We start from the raw sequence: 11,769 nt of genomic DNA, 5'->3' as shown, positions 1-11,769 counted from the left end.
TGAACATATGTCTTTGCGTGCTGTAATCGCAGTCATGGTGACGATGATGGTGCTGCCCCGCGCGTGGGCAGACGCCGCCTGGGAAAGCTATAAATCGCGTTTTATGATGGCTGACGGGCGCATTGTGGATACGGGCAACGGTAACGTTTCGCATACCGAAGGCCAGGGATTCGCGATGCTGCTGGCGGTCGCGAAAAACGATCGACCGGCCTTCGACAAGCTATGGCAATGGACCGATAAAACGCTACGCAATAAAGACAACGGGCTCTTTTACTGGCGCTATAACCCCGTGGCGCCGGACCCTGTCGCCGATAAGAACGATGCCACCGACGGCGATACCCTGATTGCATGGGCGCTGCTGCGCGCACAGCAACAGTGGGGGGACAAATCCTACGGCAACGCGTCTGATGCCATTACCGCTTCGCTGCTGAAAAATACGGTGGTGACCTTTGCCGGATATCAGGTCATGATGCCGGGCGCCAAAGGCTTCAACCGCAATGACCATCTCAATCTTAACCCCTCCTACTTTATCTTCCCGGCATGGCAGGCGTTTGCTGAGCGTACGCATCTGATCGCCTGGCGTAAGCTGCAAAGCGATGGTCAGACGCTACTGGGTAAAATGGCATGGGGCAAAACCCAGCTCCCTACCGACTGGGTTGCGCTGAAAGCTGACGGTAAGATGGAGCCGGCGAAAGAGTGGCCGCCGCGGATGAGCTATGACGCGATTCGTATCCCGCTGTATCTCACCTGGGCCGATCCGCAGAGCCCTCTGCTGACGCCGTGGAAAAACTGGTTCCAGAGCTATCCGCGGCTGCAAACGCCCGCGTGGATTAACGTCAGCACCAATAACGTCTCCCCGTGGTTTATGACCGGCGGCCTGCTGGCGGTGCGCGATCTGACCATGGGCGAGACGGCGGAGGATCCGCAAATTACCGCCCAGGATGATTACTACTCCGCCAGCCTGAAACTGCTGGTCTGGCTGGCAGGGCGCGATCGGTAATGTTAGCGCCTTCGCCAGGCGCGCTCTGGCGTGCTGAAGGCGATATCGACAGCCGGAACGGCTCAGAACGGGATAATTTCGTCCTCGCGTAGCGTCAGGACTTCTACGCCGTCGGCGGTGACGGCCACGGTGTGTTCCCACTGCGCCGAGAGCTTCTTATCGCGGGTCACCACGGTCCAGCCATCCTTCTTGATTTTTGTCCGGCTATCGCCCTGGTTGACCATCGGTTCGATGGTAAAAACCATGCCCTCTCGCAGCACGGCGCCTTCACCCGGCTTGCCGTAGTGCAGCACCTGAGGCTCTTCATGCATCTCTTGCCCGACACCGTGACCGCAATACTCGCGTACGACGCTGTAGCCGTTGCTTTCAACATAGCTCTGAATCGCATGGCCGATATCACCCAGCGTGGCGCCGGGCCTGACAACCTTGATACCTTTCCACATCGCTTCATACGTTTTCTTCACCAGTCGACGGGCCAGCGGCGAAACGTCGCCGATTAAGTACATTTTGCTGGAGTCCGCAATCAGACCATCTTTTTCCAGCGTAATGTCGACGTTGACGATCGCGCCTGACTTCAGATGCTCCGTTTCTTTTGGCATACCGTGGCACACCACTTCATTCACCGAGGTATTTAAGACGAAAGGATAATCGTATTGCCCTTTGCTGGCCGGTCGGGAATGGAGCTGGTTGACGATAAACGCTTCCGCCAGGTTGTTGATCTCCATGGTGGTTATGCCGGGCTGAATATGCTTATCCAGCATGTCGAACACCGAGGCCAGCAGCGCGCCTGCCCGGCGCTGTCGGGCTAATTCGTCCGCCGTTTTAATGGGAATTGATGGCATTGATCACCTCCAGTAAACGATCGGATCCCGATTTAAGCATCATCATCTTGATTTGCTGGTGGTTAAGCTCCGGGTAGAGTTCGCTCATCATCCCAAGCCGAATCCAGTATTCCGCCTGAGCATTCACTGAGCGTGACATGGCCTTGCTGGCGTCGCGGATGTCGTCATGCAGCAGGTCGGAGATTTTTACGATTCCCATATATATGTTCCGTAATGATTCATATATATATCGTATAGCCCCAGGCGAACGCTGTCACGGCGTTTTTTGCCAGCGACGGTCGTCTGGAGTACGCCATCAGAGATAGCGACCCTGTGCGGTCGTTGGCGGTTTCACCGGGAGACTAACGAGGAGGCGAGGGGCAGTTGACTACTGGCGCATCATGGCCGCAGGGAACGCCCCTGCGGCCATTGGCGGGGTTATTGCGGGTACGGTACCCAGCTTCCGCCGTTCAGTTGAACGTAAGGTTTCCCCTGGTACTGCAGAACGATGGCGTTGGCGTTTTCCGATACCGCGGCGCTTTGCGGCAGGTTGGCGGTGTACTGCTGCCAGTCCACGTTATCTTCGGTAAACATCTTGCCGTCCAGCGCGCGCACCACCAGCTCCGACACCGCCAGATAGCTGGTTGGCTGGTCGATAATCAGCGGGGCGCCCTGATGCGGTGCCTTCATGCCGAAAAATTTCACCGCCGTCGGTACGTTGGTAATGGACGGACTCGGGATATCACGCAGGCCGGAAACCTGCATTTTGTCGCCCTTCAGCGCGCCGCCGTGCTCCGGTACGACCACGACCATCACTTTACGGCCCGATTTTTCCAGCGCGGTAAAGAAGCTGTCCAGCTCGTCGAAGAGTTTCTGCGCGCGAACTTTGTAATCCGCCGTTTTGCTCTGGCCCGGGAAGTGGTTGCCGTCGTGCAGCGGCAGAGTGTTATAGAAGGTGGCGTTGCGGGCGTTACCCTGTTTATTTTCGGTTTCCAGCCAGCGGTTGAGGGTCGCTAAGTCGTCATAGACCGGCGAGCCATCAAAAGCCTGCAGACTGACCGGCAGCCCCGTTTGATCCATCAGCGGACTTTGCATCCCGCCTAAGCTGCGCACCTCTTTCAGGAAGTCGCCGAACAGGCCGTTGTGGCCGAGCATCAGCTGTTGGGTAAAGCCGAGTTTTGCCAGATTTTCGAACAGGTAACAGTTGCTGCCCGACGGTTGATAGAGGTTCGAATGCGACAGCTGGCCACAGCTTGCGCGCAGCAGTCGTACCGCCGCCGGGCCGCTGTAGGAGGTCACCGAGTTAAAGTTTTTGAACACAATATCAAAATGCTTCCACAGCGGATGATCCATCAGCCCGGCGGCTTCGATATCGGACCATGATAGCGAGCAAATGTTGATAACCAGCAGGTCAAACGGCTGGGCATCGGCCGGCAGCTGATCCGGGAACGGCGTTTTACGCTTCTGTTCTGAGGCGTAGAACGCGTTCAGCCAGTTGGTCAAATTCGCCGAGGTGGGCGGTTCGGTCTGGGCCGGAATATCGCCGCCGGCGGCCGAGGTGCTCGCCGGCGCCATCGTCGCGGTGGTAGTCTTCGCGGTGGTCGCCGCTGCCGTCGGTTGGCCCACGGGCCATAAGGTAAAGGCCGGAAGCAGTGGGCTGATCGCCAGCCACACCATAATCGCGGAGACCACCACCGTGACGCGCAGCCACTGGCTGATGAACATCCACAGTACCAGCAGCAGGAAGAAGGCGCCGACCATATTCCAGTTAATAAAGCGGGTGATCAGGTCCCAGATATAACCGGCGCTGAAGCCAGCAAGCTGTGAGCCCTGGCTGAAAATACTTTCCGGCCCCGGTAGCCAGGTATCATGCCAGAACAATCCGATGCCGATCGGAATAGCAATCCAGTGCCGCAGGCGGTGCAGTTTATATTTTGGCAGCGGGACCAGTAAAAACGCGAGAAAGACCAGGTTGAGCATGGGATGAAAATTAAGATATCCCGCCCAAAGCAGCGCAAACTTCACCAGGAAGTAAAAATTCCAACCGGCCAGGCCACGCCAGTATTGCCACAGCGGCAGCGGCGTCGCATTAGTTTTTGGATTCGTCATTTATTCAGTTTGCCTTGCTGAGTTGTTGCTTCCCGGCGTAATACGCCAGCCGGTTTGACATAACGAGGTTTAAAGAACATTAAGCGTAAGGTGGTGCGAATTCGGCGCTGATAATGGCGCGCCAGATATCCCAGCGGAAAAAACAGCAGGGCACATAGTACGATCAGCTGAAGAATATCACTGATGGACATCATGACGTTTTCTCCCTGTCGGTAGACAAACGATGCGGCTGCGGAATACGTCGCCAGCTGCGTCCGTCATGGGCCGCGTTAATGGGGGTGTTTTTCTCCATCGTAATAGGCAGCGGCGTGTTCCACTGCGCCGGCGAAATACCCCGCATCAGCCCAATTTCCGCCGTGATTTGTTTATCTTCAAACCAGACCATGCGGTTCGAAAAAATATCGCCGGTGGGCAACGGGAAAATATGGTTTAGCGCGGTGTCCAGGTCGTTTACGCGACAAAACGACAGAAACAGCACTAATCGGTTGTTACCGATCGTCATGATATCGCCCATACGGTTCGGCCGGCACAGCGTCAGCGCTTGCTCGACGCGCAGCCCCGGCGCCGGGCGCAGCGCCACCATCACCCCTTTGCTGTCCGCAGGCAGCATGGTGTTGGTCATAATGTTATGTACCGCGGCGCAGAAATCTCCCCACTTTTGGTAGCCGCGTAGTTTAAGCGGCTGACTCCAGGTCAGCAGGGTGGCGAACTCTTCCGGAATATGGCGGGTGAACTTCTGTTTTTGCACGCTTTCCACTAACGTCAGGCAGCGGGAAAGCGGGGCGCTGAAGGGGATCACCATATTCGCGCCGCTGCTGAGTAGCAGTCGCTCATCGGTAGTTCGCAGGCTGGGTAGCTGTTCGCGGACGACAATTTTCAACGCGCTGCCGCGCTGCCGGCGCAGCGTGTGAATATAGCGGCCCAGTTGCTCAATTTGTTCGTTCTGCGTCACGGAAAATAACAGCGTTGCCGCCTGCGCGGTGCGGGCGGCATTAAACACGCCGTCATTGGTATCAAACAGCGTCCAGTATTCAGACAGGGCAGGCGCCCCTTCCAGGACTCGCAGGTTACTCAGGACGACCTTCTCATCGCTGCGCGGCTGCACCGTGGCCTCTTCTTCTTCAGCCAGTCGCCAGCCGTCGTCATCCTGAATTACCGTCAGCTGTTGCTGGGCGCTCATTCCTTTTTCGCTGCCCCACCAGGCAATATCATACAGAAAACTATCGCCCTGATAACGAATGCTCGCCAGCCCGGAAAGCGCGCGATACTCGTGTAATAATGGCGAGAGTTGCTTGTCTATATCATTATCTGAATTAAGAATTAATAACGAACACTTATGGTATTTAGCCCATTGATGAGATTTTTCAACCCATGCGCTTATTTTCTCACTTTTTATGTTTTTCCATGCATTTTCGGCGCACAGCAAAATAAAAAAGTAATTGGCCGGATCGATCGAGCAGAGTAAATCACGATGCATTTCTTCCAGCCCGGCCGTCAGGTCTGGCATGCTGAATAACGCCACTTTTTCCGGGCCGCGATCTTTTTTTAATGATATGATTTTATTTGGTTTCTCACCCATGACGATGGCGGCGACTTTACACTCTTTATCCTGGGCCGCCAGGGTTTGATTGAGCAGGCTTACCGCGTCAGGATAGCGATCGACGTTAAGCCACCACACGCCCCCGACGGGCATATGGCAGACCTCGTCCCATAATGATGAAATACCTAAAGTATAAACGATATTCACGTCGTTCCTCGTCAGCCCTGATTCATACTGGATCAGTTTACTAGCGAAAGCGTCAGAGTAAACCTAACATTGAATTTAAAGGGTATCAGTTTTAGCATATATAGGTGACTTGAGATTGAGCCTATTATACATCGGGTTTTATTTATGTGTTTTTTGAATGGACAGCGAAATGCCGGGAAAAGAGCCTTCAGTACCCTCAGATGCAACGCTGGGTTACACCTTTCAAAATGATTTCCTGGCGTTAAGCCGGGCATTTTCCCTGCCCGAAATTGATTACCACGACATTTCCCGGCGCGAGCAGTTAGCCGCGGCGCTGAAACGCTGGCCACTATTGGCGGAACTCGCAGAGAAAAAGTAAGGACGCCGTCGATGGCTATTCTTGGATTACAGGGTATCCGCGGTGGCGTGGGCACCACGTCGATTACCGCCGCGCTCGCCTGGGCGTTACAGCTCCTCGGGGAGACGGTTCTGGCGATCGACGCCAGCCCGGATAATATGCTGCGCTATTTTTTCAACGTTGATGCGACGCATCGCGACGGTTGGGCACGCGCGTTAATTGACGGAGGCGACTGGCGTGACGCCGGCATCCGTTATACCTCGCATATCGATATTTTGCCTTTTGGTCTGCTCTCGCCCGGTGAAAGAGAGAACGTTGATAAGCTCTATCCGCTGCTGGAATCGTTTGTCGGCATGGTGGAGAAACTGGAACAGCAGGGCGATCATCGTTGGCTGCTGCTGGATTTACCGGAAGGTTATTCCCCGCTGACTCGTTCGCTGCTTAGCGCCTGCGATCGCACGCTGGTGGTGGTGCATCCGGATGGCAACAGCCATATTCGCCTGCATCAACAGGCGCTGCCGGCGAAGGGCGATATTCTGATTAACGATCTGCGCGTCGGCAGCCAGCTACAGGAAGATTTGTATCAGCTGTGGCTGGAGAGCCAGCGCCGTATTTTGCCGGTCACCGTCCATCGTGATGAGGCGATGGCGGAGTGTCTGGCGGCGAAGCAGCCGCTCGGGGAATATCGTTCTGATTCGCTGGCCGCCGAAGAGATCCTGACCCTCGCTAACTGGTGCTTGCTGCACTATTCCGGCAAGGGGACGCAATGATGCGCCTCAGTACTTTGCTCCTGGCGCCTGCGGTTGCGGAACGCCTGAGCGAACGCTACAGCGATTATCGCCAGCACGGCGCATCGTGGCTGTCCGCCTCGCTGGGCTGCCTGTGGGCGTCGCTGGTCTGGGCGCTGATGCCGCTGGAAACACCGCGCTGGCAGGCGATTCTGAACAACCATCGTGACTACTTTCCGCATATTAATCCCCATCGCCCGCGGCTGCTGGATCCGCTGCGCTATCTGCTGCAGTCCCTGTGGCTGCTGGTGACGCATGTACCCGGGGCGGATAAAAAGGCGAACTGGCGTTCGTTTGCCGCCATCAAAGGGGTTCACGGGCGCTACACCCAGTGGCTGGAGACGCTTCCCGAGCGGACGAACAGCCGTACTGCCCATCTGAATAAACACAAAGAGCTGGCGCACATCAGCCCGAAACTGCGCAAGGCGATTCTTGGCGTGGTGGTCACTTTCTCGCTGGTGCTGTCGCTGCTGTGTATTACCCAGCCGTTTAACCCGCTTTCGCAGTTTATTTTCCTGATGTTGCTGTGGGGTGTGGCGCTGCTGGTGCGCCGTATTCCCGGGCGTTTTTCGGCCCTGATGCTGATTGTCCTCTCGCTGACCGTCTCCTGCCGCTACATCTGGTGGCGCTATACCTCGACGCTGAACTGGGACGATCCCGTCAGCCTGGTGTGCGGCGTTGTGCTGCTGTTTGCTGAAACCTATGCCTGGCTGGTGTTGGTGCTGGGCTATTTCCAGGTGATATGGCCATTGAATCGCCAGCCGGTTCCGTTACCCAAAGATATGGCCGAGTGGCCGACGGTGGATATTTTCGTTCCCACCTACAATGAAGACCTTAACGTGGTGAAAAACACCATTTATGCGTCGCAAGGTATCGACTGGCCAAAAGATAAGCTCAATATCTGGATCCTCGATGACGGCGGGCGCGAAGAGTTTCGCCAGTTCGCCAAAGACGTCGGCGTGCATTACATCGCCCGCGCCACTCACGAGCATGCTAAGGCCGGGAATATCAACAACGCGCTTAAGTACGCCAAAGGCGAATTTGTGTCTATCTTCGACTGCGACCACGTGCCGACACGCTCTTTCCTGCAGATGACCATGGGGTGGTTCCTGAAAGAGAAAGCGCTGGCGATGATGCAGACGCCGCACCATTTCTTCTCGCCCGACCCGTTTGAACGCAATCTGGGACGTTTCAGGAAAACGCCAAACGAGGGGACCCTGTTTTATGGCCTGGTGCAGGATGGCAACGATATGTGGGACGCCACCTTCTTCTGCGGCTCCTGCGCGGTGATTCGGCGCGGCCCGCTGGATGAGATTGGCGGTATCGCTGTGGAAACGGTGACCGAGGATGCCCACACCTCCCTGCGTCTGCACCGTCGCGGCTACACGTCCGCCTATATGCGCATTCCGCAGGCCGCCGGCCTGGCGACCGAAAGCCTTTCAGCGCATATTGGCCAGCGTATTCGCTGGGCGCGTGGCATGGTGCAGATTTTCCGCCTCGATAACCCTTTGTTTGGTAAAGGGCTTAAGTTTGCGCAGCGGCTCTGTTACGTCAATGCGATGATGCACTTTTTATCCGGCATTCCCCGGCTGATCTTCCTCGTCGCGCCGTTGGCATTTTTACTGCTGCACGCCTATATCATCTATGCGCCGGCGCTGATGATCGCGCTCTTCGTCTTGCCGCATATGATTCATGCGAGCCTGACGAACTCGAAGATTCAGGGCAAATATCGCCACTCTTTCTGGAGCGAAATCTACGAAACCACGCTGGCCTGGTATATCGCGCCGCCGACCTTTGTCGCGCTGATTAACCCGCATAAAGGTAAGTTCAACGTGACGGCGAAAGGAGGGCTGGTGGAGGACGAATATGTCGACTGGGTCATTTCCCGTCCCTATATCTATCTGGTGCTGCTGAACCTGGTGGGCGTGGCGGCTGGGGTCTGGCGTCACTTCTATGGCCCGGAAAATGAGATCCTGACCGTTTGGGTCAGTATCGTCTGGGTGTTCTATAACCTGATTATCCTGGGCGGCGCGGTGGCGGTCTCGGTGGAAAGTAAGCAGGTCCGTCGCTCGCATCGCGTCGAAATGAGCATGCCGGCGGCAATTGCGCGCGAAGATGGCCACCTGTTCTCCTGTACCGTACATGACTATTCCGATGGCGGGCTGGGGATCAAAATTAACGGTAAGGCGCAGGTGCTTGAAGGGCAAAAGGTGAATCTGCTGCTCAAACGCGGACAGCAGGAATATGCCTTCCCGGTCAGGGTTGCGCGCGTGAACGGCAGCGAAGTCGGTTTGCAGCTGATGCCGTTGACCAATCAACAACATATTGATTTTGTACAGTGTACGTTTGCCCGTGCTGATACGTGGGCGCTTTGGCAGGATAGCTTCCCGGAAGATAAACCGATGGAAAGCCTGCTGGATATCCTGAAGCTGGGGTTCCGTGGATATCGTCACCTGGCGGAGTTCTCGCCGCCGTCGGTGAAGGTTATTTTCCGCTCGCTCACCATGCTGGTTGCCTGGATAGTCTCGTTTGTTCCCCGTCGGCCTGAGCGTGCCGCGGCGATACTCTCTGCGGAACCAGAAATGGCTCAACAATGATGATAATGCGATGAAAAGAAAACTCTCCTTGATTTGTGCAGTGGCAGTGGGCATGGCTGGTTGGTCATCCTTCGCCTCTTTTGCGGCGCCGACGACAGTCGTGGCGGCAGCGCCAGCGCCTGCGGCGACGGATCCGCTGGACGGGGGCCTGACGGCCCCGGTCATTGCCGACAGCCAGCCGACGGCAACCCTTGCCGCACCGCCAGCGCCGGCGGTCGTCATGGAGAATGTTCCGACCCGCGACGTGAAGCTCTCTTTCGCCAGTATCGCCCCGCCTCCGGGCAGCATGGTACTGCGCGGGGCGCATCCCGACGGCTCGGTAGAATTTGGTATGCGCAGCGATGAGGTCGTGACGAAAGCCCTGCTGAATCTCGACTATACGCCGTCCCCTTCACTGCTGCCGGTGCAGTCGCAGCTGAAGGTGTACCTCAATGATGAGCTGATGGGCGTCCTGCCGGTTACTAAAGAGCAGCTGGGTAAAAAAGTCAGCGCGCAGATCCCTATCGATCCTCTGTATATCACCGACTTTAACCGCGTGCGTCTGGTGTTCGTCGGCCATTATCGCGATGTGTGCGAGAACCCGGCCAGCAGTACGTTATGGCTGGACGTCGGGCGTGACAGCAACCTGGACCTGACCTATCAGGCGCTGGCGGTGCGTAACGATCTGTCCCATTTCCCGGTGCCGTTCTACGACCCCCGGGACAACCGATCGCTGACGCTGCCGATGGTTTTCGCCTCCTCGCCGGATGCGCAGCAGCAGCAGGCGGCGGCGATTGTGGCCTCCTGGTTCGGCAGTAAAGCCGGCTGGCGCGGCCAGGCGTTCCCGGTACTGTTTAACAAACTGCCGGATCGCAACGCCATCGTGTTTGCGACCAACGATAAGCGCCCGGACTTCCTGCGCGAACATCCGCCGGTGAAGGCGCCGACCATCGAAATGATCGACCATCCGGACAACCCTTACGTCAAGCTGCTGGTGGTCTTTGGCCGTGATGACAAAGATCTGCTGCGGGCCGCCAGGGGGATCGCACAGGGCAATATTCTGTTCCGCGGCAGTAGCGTCGTGGTCGACGACGTCAAAGAGCTGCAGGCGCGTAAACCCTATGATGCGCCGAACTGGGTGCGAACCGATCGTGAAGTCACCTTCGGCGAACTGAAAACCTACGAACAGCAGCTGCAGTCCAGCGGCCTGGTGCCAGATTCCATTAACGTGGCGCTGAATTTGCCGCCGGATCTCTATTTGCTGCGCGCCAACGGCATCGATATGAAGCTGAACTATCGCTACACCATGCCGCCGATCAAAGACAGTTCGCGGATGGATATCAGCCTCAATGACCAGTTCCTGCAATCCTTCAGCCTGAACAGCTCTCAGGACGTGAATAAATTAATATTGCGTCTGCCGGTGTTGCAGGGGCTGCTGGACGGTAAGACCAACGTCAGTATCCCGGCGCTGCGCCTCGGGGCGCTCAACCATCTGCGTTTTGATTTCCAGTACATGAACCCGATGCCGGGCGGCTCTATCGATAACTGTATTACCTTTCAGCCGGTGCAGAACCACGTGGTGATCGGTGACGATTCAACGATCGACTTCTCGAAGTATTACCACTTTATTGCCATGCCGGATCTGCGCGTGTTTGCCAATTCGGGCTTCCCGTATAGCCGGATGGCCGACCTTGCTGACACGCTGATTGTGGTGCCATCCGCCCCGACTGAGGGCCAGGTGGCGACGCTGCTGGAATCCGTTGGCGGTATCGGCGCGCAGACTGGCCTGGCGGCTACCAATGTGCAGGTCACCGATGATGGCAACAAAATTAAGGATAAAGACGCCGACCTGCTGTTGATTGGCTCGATTCCGGCAGCGCTGAAAGATGAGACCAAAATTAGCCTGCTGGTCGATGCGACAAAGAGCTGGGTGAAGATGCCGATGCGCCATTACGATCTGCCGAGCATCTATCCGGATGATGAGGCCAGAACGCCCAATACGCGCACGGATATCACCTCCTCCGGGCCAATGGCGGCCATTATCAGCTTCCAGTCGCCGTATTACGATCAACGCAGCGTCGTGGCGCTGCTGGCGGACAGTCCGCGCGGTAACGAGCTGCTGAACGGTGCGCTAAACGACAGCGGTAAGCGGGCGGCGATGTTTGGTTCCGCGTCGGTGATTCGTGAATCCGGGGTGAACAGCCTGCGCGTGGGCGACGTCTATTATGTCGGACACCTGCCGTGGTTTGAGCGTATCTGGTTTGCGCTGTCCAGCCACCCGGTGCTGCTGGCGATTCTGGCTGCGGTGAGCATTGTGCTTCTGGCCTGGGTGCTGTGGCGCATGCTGCGTATTGTCAGCCGTCGTCGTCTCCACCTTGATGATGAGTAAGC

10 protein-coding genes are annotated in these 11,769 nt (G+C 56.7%); 5 read left to right on the top strand and 5 right to left on the bottom strand.

Translation table 11 applies throughout. From position 1 onward, the window contains the following. The first annotated feature begins 7 nt into the window (after positions 1-7). The gene (locus MC50_RS07185) at positions 8-1,000 is read left to right on the top strand and encodes a glycosyl hydrolase family 8 (protein WP_032698584.1); all 993 of its coding nucleotides are present in this window, start codon (positions 8-10) and stop codon (positions 998-1,000) included. 62 nt (positions 1,001-1,062) lie between these two features. Here the strand turns inward: MC50_RS07185 and map are convergent, their stop codons facing one another. The 5 genes from map to bcsE all read right to left on the bottom strand — a co-directional run bounded on the left by map (position 1,063) and on the right by bcsE (position 5,677). Continuing rightward, positions 1,063-1,842, bottom strand: coding sequence for a type I methionyl aminopeptidase (gene map, locus MC50_RS07180; RefSeq protein ID WP_032696968.1), 780 nt, complete (start codon positions 1,840-1,842; stop codon positions 1,063-1,065). After that, positions 1,823-2,041, bottom strand: a complete 219-nt coding sequence (locus MC50_RS07175; RefSeq protein ID WP_004868736.1) for a ParD-like family protein — start codon at positions 2,039-2,041, stop codon at positions 1,823-1,825. Before MC50_RS07175 ends, map begins: the two co-directional genes overlap by 20 nt. A gap of 218 nt (positions 2,042-2,259) precedes the next feature. Further along, a complete protein-coding gene (gene bcsG / locus MC50_RS07170) occupies positions 2,260-3,930 on the bottom strand; it encodes a cellulose biosynthesis protein BcsG (RefSeq protein WP_047663565.1) in 1,671 nt (556 codons plus the stop codon). After that, a complete protein-coding gene (bcsF, locus tag MC50_RS07165) occupies positions 3,927-4,124 on the bottom strand; it encodes a cellulose biosynthesis protein BcsF (protein WP_032690335.1) in 198 nt (65 codons plus the stop codon). Before bcsF ends, bcsG begins: the two co-directional genes overlap by 4 nt. Then, positions 4,121-5,677 (bottom strand): cellulose biosynthesis protein BcsE, encoded by a 1,557-nt coding sequence (gene bcsE / locus MC50_RS07160; RefSeq protein WP_032698586.1) that lies wholly within the window; start codon positions 5,675-5,677, stop codon positions 4,121-4,123. The genes bcsF and bcsE overlap by 4 nt, the downstream gene beginning before the upstream one ends. A gap of 169 nt (positions 5,678-5,846) precedes the next feature. Between bcsE and bcsR the strand changes: the two genes are divergently transcribed. The 4 genes from bcsR to bcsB are packed head-to-tail and all read left to right on the top strand — an operon-like array spanning position 5,847 to position 11,767. Continuing rightward, positions 5,847-6,035 carry a cellulose biosynthesis protein BcsR gene (bcsR, locus tag MC50_RS07155; protein ID WP_004868728.1) on the top strand — a complete coding sequence of 63 codons (189 nt, stop codon included), beginning with the start codon at positions 5,847-5,849 and terminating at the stop codon, positions 6,033-6,035. An 11-nt stretch (positions 6,036-6,046) separates the two neighbouring features. Next, a complete protein-coding gene (bcsQ, locus tag MC50_RS07150; RefSeq protein ID WP_032690337.1) occupies positions 6,047-6,784 on the top strand; it encodes a cellulose biosynthesis protein BcsQ in 738 nt (245 codons plus the stop codon). Further along, the gene (gene bcsA, locus MC50_RS07145) at positions 6,781-9,399 is read left to right on the top strand and encodes a UDP-forming cellulose synthase catalytic subunit (RefSeq protein ID WP_047663564.1); all 2,619 of its coding nucleotides are present in this window, start codon (positions 6,781-6,783) and stop codon (positions 9,397-9,399) included. The genes bcsQ and bcsA overlap by 4 nt, the downstream gene beginning before the upstream one ends. Positions 9,400-9,409: 10 nt before the next feature. Beyond that, positions 9,410-11,767: a cellulose biosynthesis cyclic di-GMP-binding regulatory protein BcsB gene (gene bcsB, locus MC50_RS07140; protein WP_072024990.1), complete on the top strand. Its 2,358-nt coding sequence runs from the start codon at positions 9,410-9,412 to the stop codon at positions 11,765-11,767. Positions 11,768-11,769: the final 2 nt, after the last annotated feature.

It is taken from the genome of Klebsiella planticola, from assembly GCF_000783935.2.
GTDB lineage: Bacteria > Pseudomonadota > Gammaproteobacteria > Enterobacterales > Enterobacteriaceae > Klebsiella > Klebsiella planticola.
This window is presented reverse-complemented; position numbering and strand designations above follow the sequence as displayed.

Bases quoted from the DNA above. Each gene is read 5' to 3' on its own strand.
- bcsQ (WP_032690337.1), top strand. From the start codon at position 6,047: ATGGCTATTCTTGGATTACAGGGTATCCGCGGTGGCGTGGGCACCACG.
- MC50_RS07185 (WP_032698584.1), top strand. From the start codon at position 8: ATGTCTTTGCGTGCTGTAATCGCAGTCATGGTGACGATGATGGTGCTG.
- map (WP_032696968.1), bottom strand. From the start codon at position 1,842: ATGCCATCAATTCCCATTAAAACGGCGGACGAATTAGCCCGACAGCGC.
- bcsB (WP_072024990.1), top strand. From the start codon at position 9,410: ATGAAAAGAAAACTCTCCTTGATTTGTGCAGTGGCAGTGGGCATGGCT.
- bcsA (WP_047663564.1), top strand. From the start codon at position 6,781: ATGATGCGCCTCAGTACTTTGCTCCTGGCGCCTGCGGTTGCGGAACGC.
- bcsR (WP_004868728.1), top strand. From the start codon at position 5,847: ATGCCGGGAAAAGAGCCTTCAGTACCCTCAGATGCAACGCTGGGTTAC.
- MC50_RS07175 (WP_004868736.1), bottom strand. From the start codon at position 2,041: ATGGGAATCGTAAAAATCTCCGACCTGCTGCATGACGACATCCGCGAC.
- bcsG (WP_047663565.1), bottom strand. From the start codon at position 3,930: ATGACGAATCCAAAAACTAATGCGACGCCGCTGCCGCTGTGGCAATAC.
- bcsF (WP_032690335.1), bottom strand. From the start codon at position 4,124: ATGATGTCCATCAGTGATATTCTTCAGCTGATCGTACTATGTGCCCTG.